At 48.2% G+C, this 15254-nt stretch carries 18 protein-coding genes; 8 read left to right on the top strand and 10 right to left on the bottom strand.

What is annotated here, in order from left to right; translation table 11 throughout:
- Positions 1 to 22 precede the first annotated feature (22 nt).
- Complete coding sequence (locus B0181_RS06510) at positions 23 to 1477, top strand: NAD-dependent succinate-semialdehyde dehydrogenase (RefSeq protein WP_078276700.1); 1455 nt, start codon at positions 23 to 25, stop codon at positions 1475 to 1477.
- Between the two features lie 52 nt (positions 1478 to 1529).
- Complete coding sequence (locus tag B0181_RS06505; protein WP_078276733.1) at positions 1530 to 1925, top strand: carboxymuconolactone decarboxylase family protein; 396 nt, start codon at positions 1530 to 1532, stop codon at positions 1923 to 1925.
- Positions 1926 to 1997: 72 nt separating this feature from the next.
- Here the strand turns inward: B0181_RS06505 and upp are convergent, their stop codons facing one another.
- The 10 genes from upp to hisF form a co-directional block, all read right to left on the bottom strand.
- Entirely contained in the window at positions 1998 to 2639 is a 642-nt protein-coding gene (gene upp / locus B0181_RS06500; protein WP_078276699.1) for a uracil phosphoribosyltransferase, read from the bottom strand.
- 267 nt (positions 2640 to 2906) lie between these two features.
- Complete coding sequence (locus B0181_RS06495) at positions 2907 to 3917, bottom strand: PTS sugar transporter subunit IIC (protein ID WP_078276698.1); 1011 nt, start codon at positions 3915 to 3917, stop codon at positions 2907 to 2909.
- Positions 3918 to 4063: 146 nt separating this feature from the next.
- Entirely contained in the window at positions 4064 to 5419 is a 1356-nt protein-coding gene (gene glmU / locus B0181_RS06490; protein WP_078276697.1) for a bifunctional UDP-N-acetylglucosamine diphosphorylase/glucosamine-1-phosphate N-acetyltransferase GlmU, read from the bottom strand.
- A gap of 208 nt (positions 5420 to 5627) precedes the next feature.
- Complete coding sequence (locus B0181_RS06485) at positions 5628 to 6005, bottom strand: type II toxin-antitoxin system VapC family toxin (RefSeq protein ID WP_211276072.1); 378 nt, start codon at positions 6003 to 6005, stop codon at positions 5628 to 5630.
- Positions 5995 to 6231: a hypothetical protein gene (locus tag B0181_RS06480; protein ID WP_078276696.1), complete on the bottom strand. Its 237-nt coding sequence runs from the start codon at positions 6229 to 6231 to the stop codon at positions 5995 to 5997. Before B0181_RS06480 ends, B0181_RS06485 begins: the two co-directional genes overlap by 11 nt.
- 12 nt (positions 6232 to 6243) lie before the next feature.
- Complete coding sequence (locus B0181_RS06475; RefSeq protein WP_078276695.1) at positions 6244 to 6813, bottom strand: phosphatidylglycerophosphatase A family protein; 570 nt, start codon at positions 6811 to 6813, stop codon at positions 6244 to 6246.
- The gene (gene thiL / locus B0181_RS06470; protein WP_078276731.1) at positions 6800 to 7765 is read right to left on the bottom strand and encodes a thiamine-phosphate kinase; all 966 of its coding nucleotides are present in this window, start codon (positions 7763 to 7765) and stop codon (positions 6800 to 6802) included. Before thiL ends, B0181_RS06475 begins: the two co-directional genes overlap by 14 nt.
- 366 nt (positions 7766 to 8131) lie before the next feature.
- Positions 8132 to 8665, bottom strand: a complete 534-nt coding sequence (gene nusB, locus B0181_RS06465; RefSeq protein ID WP_078276694.1) for a transcription antitermination factor NusB — start codon at positions 8663 to 8665, stop codon at positions 8132 to 8134.
- Between the two features lie 9 nt (positions 8666 to 8674).
- Entirely contained in the window at positions 8675 to 9166 is a 492-nt protein-coding gene (gene ribH / locus B0181_RS06460) for a 6,7-dimethyl-8-ribityllumazine synthase (RefSeq protein WP_078276693.1), read from the bottom strand.
- 531 nt (positions 9167 to 9697) lie between these two features.
- On the bottom strand, positions 9698 to 10456 hold the full coding sequence (gene hisF / locus B0181_RS06455) for an imidazole glycerol phosphate synthase subunit HisF (RefSeq protein WP_078276692.1): 759 nt from the start codon (positions 10454 to 10456) through the stop codon (positions 9698 to 9700).
- Positions 10457 to 10680: 224 nt separating this feature from the next.
- Between hisF and B0181_RS06450 the strand changes: the two genes are divergently transcribed.
- The 6 genes from B0181_RS06450 (at position 10681) to B0181_RS06425 (ending at position 15193) form a co-directional block, all read left to right on the top strand.
- Positions 10681 to 11169: a MarR family winged helix-turn-helix transcriptional regulator gene (locus tag B0181_RS06450; protein ID WP_078276691.1), complete on the top strand. Its 489-nt coding sequence runs from the start codon at positions 10681 to 10683 to the stop codon at positions 11167 to 11169.
- A 140-nt stretch (positions 11170 to 11309) separates the two neighbouring features.
- Positions 11310 to 11633: a DMT family transporter gene (locus tag B0181_RS06445; RefSeq protein ID WP_425452018.1), complete on the top strand. Its 324-nt coding sequence runs from the start codon at positions 11310 to 11312 to the stop codon at positions 11631 to 11633.
- 233 nt (positions 11634 to 11866) lie between these two features.
- The gene (locus B0181_RS06440) at positions 11867 to 12808 is read left to right on the top strand and encodes a glutamate/aspartate ABC transporter substrate-binding protein (RefSeq protein ID WP_078276690.1); all 942 of its coding nucleotides are present in this window, start codon (positions 11867 to 11869) and stop codon (positions 12806 to 12808) included.
- Between the two features lie 63 nt (positions 12809 to 12871).
- Complete coding sequence (locus B0181_RS06435; RefSeq protein ID WP_078276689.1) at positions 12872 to 13621, top strand: amino acid ABC transporter permease; 750 nt, start codon at positions 12872 to 12874, stop codon at positions 13619 to 13621.
- Positions 13618 to 14283 (top strand): ABC transporter permease subunit, encoded by a 666-nt coding sequence (locus B0181_RS06430; RefSeq protein WP_078276688.1) that lies wholly within the window; start codon positions 13618 to 13620, stop codon positions 14281 to 14283. Before B0181_RS06435 ends, B0181_RS06430 begins: the two co-directional genes overlap by 4 nt.
- A gap of 181 nt (positions 14284 to 14464) precedes the next feature.
- Positions 14465 to 15193: an amino acid ABC transporter ATP-binding protein gene (locus B0181_RS06425; RefSeq protein ID WP_143821579.1), complete on the top strand. Its 729-nt coding sequence runs from the start codon at positions 14465 to 14467 to the stop codon at positions 15191 to 15193.
- The last annotated feature ends 61 nt before the right edge of the window (positions 15194 to 15254 follow it).

Below are 15254 nucleotides of genomic sequence, written 5' to 3'. Positions count from 1 at the left end.
CAATCAAATATGGATAAATACTATGAATTTACAAACATTTTCATTGTTTCGTGAGCAAGCCTTTGTGGTAGGTAAATGGTGCAGTGCAGCAGATGGTAAAACCCAAGAAATCATCAATCCAGCCACACTGCAAGTCATTGGTAGCGTGCCATTTTTAGGCGAGCAAGAAACCAAAAATGCCATCAAGGCTGCCAAAGTAGCACAGCAGGCATGGCAGCGCACCAGCGCCAAATCGCGTGCAGAGATTTTGATGAAATGGTATGATTTAATCGTGCAGAATGCTGATGAGTTGGCACAGATTTTGACAGCAGAGCAAGGCAAGCCTCTTGCTGAAGCGCGTGGCGAGATTGTGTATGCGGCAAGTTTTGTGTCGTGGTTTGCCGAAGAAGCCAAGCGCGTATACGGTGATGTGATTCCAAGCCCTATAGCAGATAGTAAAATCATCGTCAGCAAGCAACCTGTGGGCGTGGTGGCTGCGATTACACCGTGGAATTTTCCAGCGGCAATGATTACTAGAAAGGTTGCGCCAGCTTTAGCGGCTGGCTGTGCGTGTATTGTTAAGCCAGCACCAGAAACACCATTTACAGCATTGGCTTTGATGGATTTGGCGTTGCAGGCAGGTTTACCCAGTGCGTTAATGAGTGTCATTACTGGTGATGCGATAGCGATTGGCGAAGCTCTGCTGCAAAGTGAAGATGTGCATAAGCTGAGCTTTACTGGTTCTACGCCGGTGGGCAAGCTCTTGTACGAGCAATCAGCACGCACGCTTAAAAAAGTATCGCTGGAGCTTGGTGGTAATGCGCCTTTCATCGTCTTTGATGATGCAGATATCGAACAGGCGGTTGCAGGTGCGATGGCAGCAAAATTTCGTAACGCGGGGCAGACGTGCGTGTGTGTAAATCGCTTTTTGGTGCAAAAGGGTGTGTATGATAATTTTGTACAAGCCTTACGTGAAAAAATCATGACGCTAAAAGTGGGCGATGGAGCGACGACAGGCACAACCATTGGTCCTTTGATTAACCATGCGGCGGTGCAAAAAGTTCAATCGCACATCGCAGATGCATTAGCGCATAAAGCCAGATTGATTGTGGGCGGACAGCCGCATGGTGCAGGCGAGCTGTTTTTTGAGCCAACGCTTATCGCTGACGCTAAGCCAAATATGATGGTGGCAAAGGACGAAACTTTTGGTCCGGTGGCAGCCGTGTTTTGCTTTGATAGCGAAGAAGAAGCTATTGCTATGGCGAATGATACACAGTTTGGGTTGGCGGCGTATTGCTATACCAAAGATTTGGGTAGGGCGTGGCGTATGAGTGATGCGCTAGAATATGGCATGGTGGGGATTAACCAAGGCATGATTTCAACGGAAGTCGCTCCTTTTGGCGGCATCAAGCAGTCAGGACTGGGTCGGGAAGGCTCAAAATACGGCATTGATGAATATCTGCAAATCAAATACACGCTGTTTGGTGGCTTGGCATAACAAGCCGCGGTAAAACAAGGTGTTTTAAGGAGAAAAAATGATGAGTGTGAAAATGAATGATGAACTGTTTGAGCTTGGGCTAGCAAATCGTAAGGCTGTGCTGGGTGAGTTATACGTTGAGCGTGCCATCGGCGCGGCAGATGATTTTAGTTTGCCGTTGCAGCGACTGGTTACAGAATACTGTTGGGGTGCAGTGTGGGGTCGTGATGGGCTTGAGCGTGCTGAGCGCAGCTTGATAAATCTTGCGATGATTGCTGTGCTGAACCGACCGCACGAATTGGCATTACACGTCAAAGGCGCTTTGCGTAATGGTGTACCGCAAGAAAAAATTCGTGAAGTATTGCTGCAAGTGGCGATTTATGGCGGTGTACCAGCTGCAGTAGATGCGTTTCGTATTGCGCGTACGGCGATGGCAGAGCTTGAGCAAGAACTTGATGGCAGTAAATGAATTGTAATATTTATAAGCATAACTTAAAAAACCCAAAACTCTCATGTTTTGGGTTTTTATCATCAGCGTAAATCACAGTGCCTTAGTACCAAAAATTTTATCGCCAGCATCGCCAAGTCCGGGAATGATGTAGCCTTGTTCGTTCAGATGGCTATCCAGCGCGGCGGTGTAAATTTTCACATCTGGGTGCGCTTCGTTCACCGCGCGCACGCCCTCAGGGGCGGACACCAGCACCAGTGCTTTGATGTTTTTACAGCCATGTTTTTTAAGCATGTCAATCGTTGCCACCATACTGCCGCCAGTCGCCAGCATAGGGTCTAAAATCATCGCAGGTCGCTTATCAATGTCATTGACAAATTTTTCAAAAAACGGCACAGGCTCAAGCGTGGCTTCGTCTCGCTGCAAGCCCACGACAGAAATTTTAGCGGTCGGCAATAAATCCAGTACGCCATCCAGCATACCCAAACCAGCACGCAAAATCGGCACAAGCGTTACGGTTTTACCCTTGATTTGCTTGCCATCAATCTCGCCGCACCAGCCTTGCATTTTGAAGGTTTCAATCTCAAAATCACGGCTGGCTTCATACGCCATCAGCCTGCCCAGCTCGTTTGCCAGCGTGCGAAATTTATAGGTGCTGCAGTCGGCTTCACGCATGAGCGACAATTTGTGGCGCACCAAAGGGTGGTTGATGATGTGAACGGCTAAATCGGTCATGATGGTCTCTTATTGTTGTTAGGTTTTGGAATATTTTTAAGAAAATCTTAATAATTGGCAAGATTTTGCAGCTTTGATATGAATGGCAGATCGCCATCGCTGTGGTTATTTTATGGCACTTGGCTTATTATTTCATTCACCACCGCCAAACTTGTCCAGCTTATATTAGCAGGTTTCTTGAATGGTGTAAATTTGGCGATATAAACTCAGCGGTATAAATTTTGCACAAATAACGTGTTGCAACGTTTGGTTTTTAGTTTGCAAAAATCAATCCGTCAAACGCAAATCACCCGTCTTAATCCAGCCTTTTTTGCGCATAAAATGAGCGAAAATCAGCGTCAAAATCGCAGGCAACACGATGTGAAACAGCCCAATCAACACCAGCGTTTGCGCACTTGCACCCATCGCTTCTAGCGTGCCAACTTGCCCAACCAAACCGCTCGTCCCCATGCCAGCACCGCTCGGCACATTCGCCATGCCAAACAGCGCCCCAAAAGGCGCAAGCAGCGCCCCAGAAAGCGTTGGCGGAATCCAAATTTTGGGATTTTTGATGATGTTTGGCATTTGTAGCATACTCGTGCCAAGTCCGTTTGACAGCACGCCCGCCACGCCGTTATCACGCCAGCCCATCACCGCAAAACCCACCATCTGCGCCGCACAGCCAATCGTTGCTGCGCCTGCAGCCACGCCGCCAAGCGACAAACTGATGGCAAGTGCCGCACTAGAAATCGGCAAGGTCAGCACCATGCCCATCACCACCGCCACGATGACGCTCATCACAATCGGCTGCAGCTCCACCGCCCACATGATAAATTCGCCCAAACTTGCCATAATAGCTGCGATGATGGGCGCAAAAAACTGCGCTGAAAGCAGCCCTGCAATGAGCGTGGCGGCAGGCGTGATGATGATGTCAATGGGCGTGATTTTGTGCAAAAGTTTGCCAAATTCTGCGCCAACCGCCGCCGCAACAAACGCGCCTACCACGCCGCCTGCGCTTGCACCAGCCAGCCCTGTGATGACGCTGGCAAACAGTACCAAAGGCGGCGCTTTTAGCCCAAAAGCTGCGCCCACGCCCACGGCTGCACCCATTGCCGCCTGCGCCTGCGTGCCAACGTCCACCAAAAATTCTGCGCCCAGCCAAGTGCCAAGATTTTTTAAAATCAAGCCAATAATTAGCGAGCTAAACAGCCCAAGTGCCATAAAATTCACCGCATCCAGCCCATAGCGTTTGGCGGAAAATTCAATATTTTGCTGGGCTAAAAATTGCTGAAAGCGCATGGCTTGTCCTTGGTGGGCGATGGTTGAAGATGGCTTTGGGATTGTTGGTGAGTGTGCTTACAAAATTATACCAGTACACCAAACACCAAGTCGCCTGATGACAATCGGACGGCTTGGGGTTTTTGTCGTTGATTTGAGTTGGCGAATTATTTCTTGCTAGGGCGTTGCCAGCCATCAATCACGGTTTGGCGGCTTCTGGCGACCGCAAGTTTGCCATCTGGTGCGTCTTTGGTGATGACTGAGCCTGCGCCAATCGTGGCGTTCTCGCCGATTTTCACAGGCGCAACAAGGCTTGAATTACTGCCGATGAATGCGCCATCGCCAATTTCGGTGGTGAATTTATTCACGCCATCATAATTGCAAGTAATCACCCCTGCGCCCACATTGACTTCACGTCCCACGATGGCATCGCCAATGTAGCTTAGGTGGCTGACTTTTGCGCCTGCGTGCAGCGTGGATTTTTTGGTTTCCACAAAGTTGCCGATTTTCACGTCATCGCCAATGTCAGATTTTGGGCGAATGTGCGCAAACGGCCCGATTGCCACGCCTTGTCCGATTTGGCTTTCGCTCAGCACGCAGTTTGGCTTGATGTGGCTGTTTTCGCCGATGGTGCAGTCGGTGATGATATTGCCAGCGTCAATGCGCACGCCATTTTCTAGGCGCACATCGCCAGTAAAGACGGTGTTGATGTCAATGAACACATCGCTGCCGCAGCTTAGCGTGCCACGAATATCCACACGGCTTGGGTCGGCAAATTGTACGCCAGCGATTTGCAGGGCGTGAACTTGGTGCGCCTGATAAGTGCGCTCAAGATTTGCCAGCTGAATGCGGTCGTTCACCCCTTCAATTTCAAACGCCAAAGTAGGACTGATGGTGCTGATGTCTACGTTGTCCGCCACCGCCATTTTAATGATGTCGGTGAGATAGTATTCGCCTTGGGCGTTGTCATTGTTAAGTTTTGGTAAATAATCGTGCAAAAGGGCGTTGTCCACACAATAAATGCCGCTATTGATTTCTTTGACTTGTTTTTGGCTGTCGTTTGCGTCTTTTTCTTCTACGATGGCGACCACTTTGCCGTCATCACGAATGATGCGCCCAAGCCCAAAAGGATTGTCCACTTCCAGCGTCAGCATAGAAATGCCGTCCATGTTACTGTCGATGAGTTTTTGCAGTGTGTCAAGCTGTGTCAGCGGCACATCGCCATACAAAATCAGGCTTTTGCCGTCTTTTGGCAAGTGCGGCAAAGCCATTTGTACGGCGTGTCCTGTGCCAAGTTGCTCGGCTTGCTCTGCCCAGACAATGCCGTCATCACGGATTTCGTCTTTGACCATCTGACCGTTGTAGCCGTAGATTAAGATGGTATGCTTGGCGTTTAGCGGCTTGCAAGTGTCCAAAACATGGCGCAAAAGCGGCTTGCCTGCCAAGGTTTGTAGCACTTTTGGCTTGATGGATTTCATGCGAGTGCCTTTGCCGCCCGCCAAGATGATGATAGAAACAGACATGATAAATCCTTATGCAATGATGGCTTTCAATGGATTTTGCGCACTGGTTTGTGTGTTGGTTCGTGCGTTTTTTAAATCCATTGAATAACCATGCGGTGAATTGTCAAAATTTTATGATAAATTCGGTATAATTGTAGGGTAAATTTGACCTGCGTAAATTTTTTAAAAGTAGGTTTGTAAGCTATTTTAAAACTGTGGGCTGATGACACTATACGCAAAATTTTTGTAGTTGAAGCCCGTCAATAAACCCAAAATGCTTATGATTTGCCGAAAATAAAGGCAATCCGTGATGTAAAGCAGTACTGGCAATCAAAGCGTCTCCCATTTGCATGGCGTGCGATAAAGCATAGTCCGCCACCAATTGACAAGCCGTCTGGCTGATTTGTTCATTGATGGGTAAAATGTTGTAATTGTACGCTGGCAAATGTTTTAAAAAGGCGTGCATTTCTTGTTTGTTGCGCATGCCTTGCAGCATTTCCATATAAGTCACGGCAGACAAGTATTTGGCGTGCTGATTGAGTAGCAGCTTTTGCGCATTGGCATTGTTTTTTGCCAGCCAAATCAAAACATCGGTGTCAATCAGCACGAAAATCTCTGCCTTGTCTTAAAGTGTGAGCAAACTCATTAGGCTTAATGTCTGAGTCTGCCCACATACCAACAAAATCCAAAGGGGTATTTTTGTGATTTTCGGCAGCAGAGTTTGACAGATAATCCGCCACGAATGACGATAAAAGACTGTTGCGTTTTTCTTTGGTGGTGTTTTCCAAAAAGAGCCGCGCCAAATGATCGTCTAGCTGAAATGATACTATCATGACATCTCCTTATCAAATATAAGCCACCAAAACCCACGCAATCGCCGCCATAATGCCAGCCAGTACATCATCAATCAAAATACCAAAACCGCCCGAGACGTTCTTGTCCACCCAGCGAATCGGAAAGGGTTTGATGATGTCAAACAAGCGAAACAGCGCAAACGGTAAACCAAGCGCAAACAGCACCCACAAAAAATTGCCAGACATCAAAACCGCCGCACGCCAGCCGCCCACTTCGCCGATGAGCAGCGCCACAGGCAGCAGCGCAATCCACATGCCTACCCATTCATCAAAGACGATGTGTGGGTTGTCGTGTCCGCCCATCAGGCGAGAAGTCGTGCCGCACACATAGCTGCCAATCAGTGCAGCGATGATGACAATCGCCAAATAGGCATAAAACCCAAGCAACATCATCGGTACGCCAAGCGCCAATGCCGCCAAAGAACCCCAAGTACCGGGGGCGTGTCTTGGCAAGCCAGAACCCAGCCCTAAGCCCAGCCAGTACACGGCTTTTTCAAGACCGCTGGCGTGCGTTGTTGCTGATTGGCTGGCTGGTTGATTTTCTGGCTTAGTCAAAGTGATTAAATCCTGCTGCGTTTATTGGGAAAATTTCCCCTTTATGATAGCAAATTAAGCGCAAGTTTTGTACGGTATTTTGTGTGTTGTTTTGTATAAGTGTGTGCTGCGTGCGCGTTTTTGTGATTTTGCCGATGGGGAAAATGGGTAGATTTGGGTGCTTATTTTTAAGTTTTTCTAAATTATCTGGCGAGATGGTAAAGCACAGCTGATAATCATCGCCCCCAGCGAGTGCGTGGCGCATGGCGGTTTCAAAAGGCAGAGTTTGTAGCAGTGGGTGTAGCGGAATTTGCTCTAAATACAGCTCAGCACCCACATCGCTGGCGGTTAAAATATGCCCCAAATCTTGTGCCAAGCCGTCCGACACATCAATCATGGCGTGCGCAAAATCCGCCAAAATCTGCCCAAGCGCCACTTGTGGCACAGGATAATCCAGCGTGTGCTGCAGCGGTGAATTGGGGTTTTGCAAGGCGAAAGCGGCACTGCCAAGCTGACCGCTGACGCAAATCACATCGCCAATTTTTGCGCCACTGCGCTTGACGGCTTTATCGGCAGTCATAAAACCAAACGCACTCACGCTGATGGTGAGCGTGGGCGATTTGGTGGTGTCGCCGCCGATGAGCTGCACGCCAAATTCATCGCAAATTTCATACAAGCCACGGCTAAATTCACCAAGCCACGCCTTATCCATGCTTGGCAAGGACAGGGCGAGTAAAATGCTGTGCGGACGTGCGCCCATGGCGGCAAGGTCGGATAAATTCACCGCCACCGCCTTATATCCGATGGCGTGGGGCGCGGTGTCTATGGGAAAATGCCGACCGCTGATGAGTGTGTCGGCGCACGCCACCAGCACTTGATTGGCTGGCGGTGTGATGATGGCGCAGTCATCGCCCACACCCAAGCCGTCATTTGGCGCGTGGCGAGAAAAATAATCGGCAATCAATGAAAATTCAGACATGGTGATGGGTGCGTAGGATTTGCGGTGTTTGTTGGTTTTTGGGTTTTGTGAAAATTTGGGCAATCGTTTAAAAGTGTGCCAAATTAGAAAAATCGTTCGTTCAAAAGGCGTATCAAATCAAAAAACCGTTCGTGGTGAGTGCGCCAAATTGAAAAGCCGTTCGTGGCGAGCTTGTTAAACCTGACGGTTTTTCAGGCTCAATCTTTCATCAGTTCGACCCTTCGACAAGCTTAAGAGCGAACGGAAAAATCACGTCAAATCGCAGGCTGCTTATAAGTCAGCTTAATTTGCAAGCCAGACAAATCAAACCGCCAACTTAACAAAACGCCCCACATTGATAAAAAGCAGGGTGTTGTCAGTGGCGATTTATTCGGCAGATTTTGCGGCTTTATGTGCCGCCACTTCGGTGCTGCGTGCTTCTTTGGCGTAGCGATCCAGCACAGCATTGATGAGCTTATGCCCGTCTGCGCCGCCAAAATGGGCGTTCAGCTGCATGGCTTCATCAAGCACCACTTTATAAGGAACGTGCAGGCTGTGTTTTAGCTCGTAAGCGCCAATGAGCAAAATCGCACGCTCTACGGCGTCCAGCTGCTCAAAATTACGATCAATAAAGCGTGAAAGCTCTACAATCAGCTCGCCAGCTTCGTTTGGGATATTGCGCATCAGTTCGTGATAATAGCCCAAATGCACGGTGTGCATGGCGTTTTCGGCGCGTGTGCGTGCGGCGATGGTGTGCGGCTCGTTGCCACCTTGTAGGTCTTTATTGCTCGTAGCAAAACGATAATCGGTCAAAAGCCACTCGTACAAGCCTTGCAGCGCAAAGCGGCGCGCCTTACGCACAGCGGTGTAGCTGGTTTTGTAGCCAGTTTCGCTTAGGTCAAATTCTGGGGTCGTGGTCATGTTTGCCCCTTAGATTGCCTTTAGCACGCTGACCATTTCAATGGCGGTCATGGCAGCTTCGTAGCCTTTGTTGCCTGCTTTTGTGCCAGCACGCTCAATGGTTTGCTCGATGTTTTCGGTGGTCAAAATGCCGTTAATCACAGGAATGTCGTGATGCAGCGCAACGTGGCTTAGGCCTTTGGCGCTTTCAGATGCCACGATGTCAAAGTGTGGCGTTGCGCCGCGGATAATCGCACCCAGCACCACGATGGCGTCAAATTTACCACTGGTCGCCATGCGTTTTGCGGTCAATGGCAGCTCAAATGCCCCCGGCACACGCACGATGGTGATGTTTTTGCCAGCCACGCCATGACGCAGCAGTGCATCTTTTGCGCCTTCTACCAGACTTTCTACCAAAAAGCCATTAAAACGACCCACAGCGATACCAATGCGCAAGTCGGCATTTTGATCCAGTGCGCCATCTAGGTTTGTGATGTTGGCGTGTTCGGTTTGATAGTTCATAGATGTTATCCAAGTGATTGTGTAAAATTGGGAGGTTTCTTCTATTTTAGCATAATTTTGCTTGATTTTTGATAAAGTTTGCACCCAGTGGCGAAATTTATCGCAGGATTTTTAAGTTGTGCGGTGGTTTGTGCGGGAATTTGCAATAAATAAAAAGTAGTTGTTCAAACGGTGTGTCAAATTGAAAAATTGTTCGCTTAAAGAGCGTACAAAATCAAAAAACCGTTCGTGGTGAGCTTGTTAAACCTGACGGTTTTTAGGTTTAGATTTCCACCGCATTCACCCTTCGACAAGCTTAAGGGCGAACGGAAAAATCACATCAAACCGTAAGCTGAGAGAACGTCAAAGCGTAAGCTGGGTTGGTATAAAACCGTAAGTTGGGTTAGCGTAGCGCAACCCAACATTCCTAAGGATAACCGATAAATTTGTTGGGTTTTCGTTTCACTCAACCCAACTTACAAACCATTCTTTAACCCAATCTACAACCGTTTTTTAATTTAGATTTGAAGTGCGGTAAAGTACAGCATAGCATCACAACCGCACCGCAATCCCTTGATTTGCCATAAATTCTTTGGCTTCACGAATGCTGTAATCGCCAAAATGGAAAATGCTGGCGGCAAGCACAGCGTCCGCACCGCCTTGTAGCACGCCATCGGCTAGGTGCTGTAAATTGCCCACGCCACCGCTGGCGATGACAGGAATGTTCACCAAATCACTGATGGTGCGTGTCAATGCCAAATCATAGCCTTGGCGTGTGCCATCACCGTCCATGCTGGTTACCAAAAGTTCGCCAGCGCCACGCTTGGTCATTTGCACCGCCCATTCTACTGCGTCAATGCCTGTGGGCTTACGGCCGCCGTGCGTGAAAATTTCCCATTTGCCGTCCGCCACACGTTTTGCGTCAATGGACACCACCACGCACTGACTGCCAAAGCGTGCCGCTGCGTCATTGACCAAGTCAGGATTGGTGATGGCAGCAGAGTTGATGCCGACTTTATCTGCGCCAGCGTTGAGCAGATTTCTGATGTCTTCAATCTTACGCACGCCGCCGCCCACGGTGAGCGGAATGAAAATGGAGCGCGCGATTTTTTCTACCATGTGATAAGTGGTGTCGCGTCCGTCCGATGTGGCGGTGATGTCTAAAAAGGTGATTTCGTCTGCGCCTTCGTCATTGTATTTTTTGGAAACTGCCACAGGATCGCCTGCGTCTTTGATGTCCACGAAATTGACACCCTTGACGACACGACCGTTTTCAACGTCAAGGCAGGGAATTAGGCGTTTGGCGAGCATGGCAAATCCTTAATTGTGACTAAAATTGATGGCTAAAACCGCACTAAACCACATTGGCTGGCGGTAAAATTTGTTATCATAAATTGGCTATTATACAAGATTTTTGGGCGCAAATTTACAAAAAATAACACAAAGATGGCGATTTGTGCTAGAAATTAGTCTTATTTAGTACTATAATTCGTCTTGTTTGGGACTGATTGAGTAAAAACGAGCAGCGGTGGATTATGACAAGCGCAAATACGCAGGGCGGTGATAACGCCAAAAACCATGATTGTGGCGATGATGATAAAATCGGTGAAATGATGGCGAGTGTCAGCCGTATTGAGAGCTTGTATGGCGAGCTTGCCAAAAAACTGGACATAACTTATCCGCAGATGGCTATTTATCACAGCTTAACAATCATGCAGGCGTGCAATCAACAAAAAATCTGCCAACAGTGGCTACTACCAAAGCAGACGGTGCATAATTATTGCAAAGAATTTGTAGCGCAAGGCTTAATCAGCGAGCAAACAGACGCACAAGACAAACGCAAAAAAATCATCATCTTAACCAAAAAAGGCGAGACAATCGCTGTGCCAATCGCCCAAAAAGTCGCGCAATTAGAGCGGCAAATCATCAGTAAAATGGGCGATGACACGGTGGTGATGTGGCTAAAAATCACCAAAATGTATGAGCAAAATTTTGCGCAAATTTTGGCAGATTTTGATGGTTAAAATCTGAATATTTTTTAATAAAACTTCACAAAATGGCTGGCGAATGCAGCTATTTAAAGGGCGAAATTTAAAGGGCGAAATCGCTTAACCAAAAAAGTGAAACCGCCCAAAAAGGTAAAATTGTTTAAAAGGGTGAAATCATGACGATGGCTTGGGTGTATTTGATTTTGGCGGGTTTATTAGAAATCGGCTGGCCTTTGGGGCTAAAACTTGCGCAATCGGACGGCTATCGTGTGCTTGGCACGCTGATGGCGGTGGCGTTTATGGCGGCGAGCGGTTTTTGTCTGTTTATGGCGCAAAAAGCGATTCCGATGGGTACGGCTTATGCGGTGTGGACAGGCATTGGCGCGGCAGGGGCGTTTTTGGTGGGCGTGGTGTTTTTTGGTGATCCGTCCAGTTTTGGGCGTTGGCTGGGCGCGGCGCTGATTATTTCTGGCGTGGTGGTGATGAAGCTGGCTTCTTAGGTGGGCAAGATGTTTTAAATTGGTGGGTGTGGGCGGCAAAGGTGGTCAAATTGCCATAAAAACCACCACACAAACCATGCCAAAAATCTTTATGATAATAATCATACAAAAACAATCGTGCAAAAACCATTTGCAATCTGAGAAATTTGTGCGTATGATAAAGCCACCAACACATCGCACATATCACAAAGGAATGTGTGGACTTTTCCCCAAAGTTTTAAAAAGGAGTTTTTATGAAAATCCAAACCCTTGCCAAATTCACGCTGCTTGCTTTGCCACTTGCCATCTTGACAGCGTGCGGCGGTGATAAGTCTGCCGACACCGCAGCTGCCAGCACTCAAGGCACGCTGGATAAAATCAAGCAATCTGGCACGATTGTGCTGGCGCACCGTGATTCTTCCATTCCGTTTTCATACATCGCTGACAATCCAAATCAGCCAGTCGGCTATGCGCACGATTTGCAATTAAAAGTGGTAGAAGCGCTTAAAGAACAGCTGCAAATGCCAGATTTGAAAGTGCGCTATAACTTAGTAACATCACAAACCCGCATTCCTTTGATTCAAAATGGCACGGTGGATTTAGAATGTGGCTCAACGACGAACAACACCGAACGCCAAGAGCAAGTGGATTTTTCTGTGGGCTTTTTTGAGATTGGCACACGTCTGCTTGTACCAAAAGGCTCAGCCATCAAAGATTTTGGCGATTTGGGCGGCAAGACGCTTGTTACTACCGCAGGCACAACTTCAGAGCGCTACATCAAGCAATACAATGACGAGCATAAACTTGGCATTAACATCGTGTCTGCCAAAGACCACGGTGAGAGCTTTTTGATGCTAGAAAGCGGACGTGCAGAAGCCTTTATGATGGACGACGTACTGCTTGCTGGCGAGAAAGCCAAAGCCAAAGACCCAGCTGGCTGGGAGATTGTCGGTACGCCGCAATCTTTTGAAATCTATGGCTGCATGGTGCGTAAAGGCGATGCCGAGTTTAAGAAAATCGTGGACGACACCCTAAAAGGCGTGTATGCGTCTGGCGAGATTAACGACATTTACGGCAAATGGTTCACCACGCCGATTCCGCCAAAAAATGTCAACCTAGATTTCCCAATGTCTGACAACCTAAAAGAGCTGCTCACCAATCCACATGACAAGGCTGAGCCGCAAGCCGCAAGCTAAGCGCGCATACGACCACTTGGCTTGTCCAAGTGGTTTTTCTTGGTGGGTTGAAGGATTGTATAGATGAATTATAACTGGAACTGGGGCGTGCTGTGGCAGTCCACAGGCGTTGGCAGCGAGCTGTATTGGCATTGGCTATTAAAGGGCTTTGGCTGGCTTTTGGTGGTGGGCGGCAGTGCGTGGGTGATTGCGCTGGTGGTTGGCTTTGTGCTGGGCGTTATGCGTACTTTACCAAGTAAACTTGCACAAAACATCGCTGCAACTTATGTGAACATTTTTCGTAATGCGCCACTGCTCATTCAGCTGTTCATTTGGTTTTATGTCGTGCCAACTTTATTACCTGATGGGGTGCGTGCATGGTGGTTTTCGTTGTCGTTTAATACCACAGCAGTAATGTCGGCAAGCATTGGGCTTGGGCTATTTACTGCAGCGCGCATCACCGAGCAAGTGCGCACAGGCATTGAGTCTTTGCCAAAAGGGCAGGCGAATGCTGGCTTTGCACTTGGGTTTACCACAGCGCAGACGTATCGCTATGTGCTGCTGCCACAGGCGTTTCGGGTGATTTTACCGCCAATGTCATCAGAGCTGACCAACTGCTTTAAAAATGCGTCTGTCGCTTCGCTTGTGGGCGTGGCAGAGCTTATCAGCCAAACCAAAACCATCAGCGAATACACCCAAAATAACTTTGAAGTTTATACATTCACCACAGTCTTGTATTTGGTGTTTAATTTGGCGTTGATTCTTGGTATGACCGCCCTTGAGAAAAAACTGCGCATTAAAGGACAAATCAGCGGACAAGGGGGTGCGACATGATGACAGAACTTCATGCTGCCATGCCTGCACTGATGGCGGGATTTGGCGTTACCTTAAAGGTGCTAGGACTTGCCATCGTTGGTGGTTTGGCAATAGGTACGATTTTGGCGCTCATGCGACTGTCTGGCAAAAAATGGCTGTCCATTCCTGCGGCAATTTACGTCAATTATTTTCGTTCTGTGCCGCTGCTTTTGGTGCTTTTGTGGTTTTATTTTGCCGTACCCATGATTTATAACTGGATTACGGGCAAATTTTTCACGCTGGATACTGCCTTTACGTCTTGTGTAGTGGCGTTTATGCTGTTTGAAGCGGCGTATTTTAGTGAGATTGTGCGTGCAGGCATTCAGTCTATTGGGCGTGGGCAAGTGTCGGCAGCGTATGCGCTTGGCATGACGTATCGGCAGACCATGCAGCTGGTGATTTTGCCACAAGCCTTTCGTAAAATGCTGCCTTTGGTGCTGCAGCAGTGCATTATTTTATTTCAAGACACGACCATGGTTTTTGCCATTGGGCTTGTGGATTTGTTCCGCGCAGCTTATGTGCGTGGTGATTTGATGGGCTATCTGACGCCTTATATTTTAGGCGCAGGCGTGGTGTATTTTGTGATTAGCTTGATTGCCAGCACAGGCGTGAATGCGCTCAAGCGCCGCTTACGGTTTTAGCTGTGGCGATGATGGCTTAAAAAAACAAGCCTAAATGCCGCAAGAATGGCCAAACGCAAACAAAAAATGAAAACAACACAAAGGAAAGTCAATGGCGATTGTAGAAAAAATCAACGAAACCACATGGATTAACGAATTTGGCGGACTGGTGTCCAATGAAGGTCATGCGTCTGATGAGATTATGATTAAGCTGTCAAACGTCAGCAAGTGGTATGGAAATTTTCAGGTGCTGACCGATTGCACGGCGCACGTTCATAAAGGCGATGTGGTGGTTGTGTGTGGGCCGTCAGGCTCTGGTAAATCCACGCTCATTAAGACGGTCAATGGGCTTGAGCCATTTCAAAAAGGCGAAATTTTGGTGGGTGGCACGTCTGTGGGCGATAAAGCGACCGACCTTGCCAAGCTGCGCAGTCGTGTGGGCATGGTGTTTCAGCATTTTGAGCTGTTTCCGCATTTATCCATCAAGGAAAATTTGACGCTGGCGCAGATTAAGGTACTGGGCAGAAAAGAAGACGAAGCCATCAAAAAGGGTCTGGCGTATCTTGACCGTGTCGGGCTGTCGGCGCACGCCAATAAGTATCCTGCCGAGCTGTCTGGCGGTCAGCAGCAGCGTGTGGCGATTGCCCGTGCGCTGTCTATGGATCCTGTGGCGATGCTTTTTGATGAGCCGACATCGGCGCTGGATCCTGAGATGATTCAAGAAGTGCTGGACGTGATGGTGAGTCTTGCTAAAGACGGCATGACGATGATGTGTGTTACGCATGAAATGGGTTTTGCACGTCAAGTGGCAAATCGCATCATCTTTATGGATCAAGGTCATGTGGTGGAAAATTGCAGTCGTGATGAGTTTTTTGCTGGTGCAAGAAGCGAGCGCGCCAAAGGCTTTTTGTCCAAGATTTTAAATCATTGATGGGTGAAAACACCACATTTCACCAACAAATGACAAACGCACCATCATCGGTGCGTTTTTT

Source organism: Moraxella caviae (genome assembly GCF_002014985.1).
Classification (GTDB): domain Bacteria; phylum Pseudomonadota; class Gammaproteobacteria; order Pseudomonadales; family Moraxellaceae; genus Moraxella; species Moraxella caviae.
The sequence above is the reverse complement of the archived record's forward strand: the minus strand, read 5'-3'. Positions and strand labels throughout refer to the sequence as shown.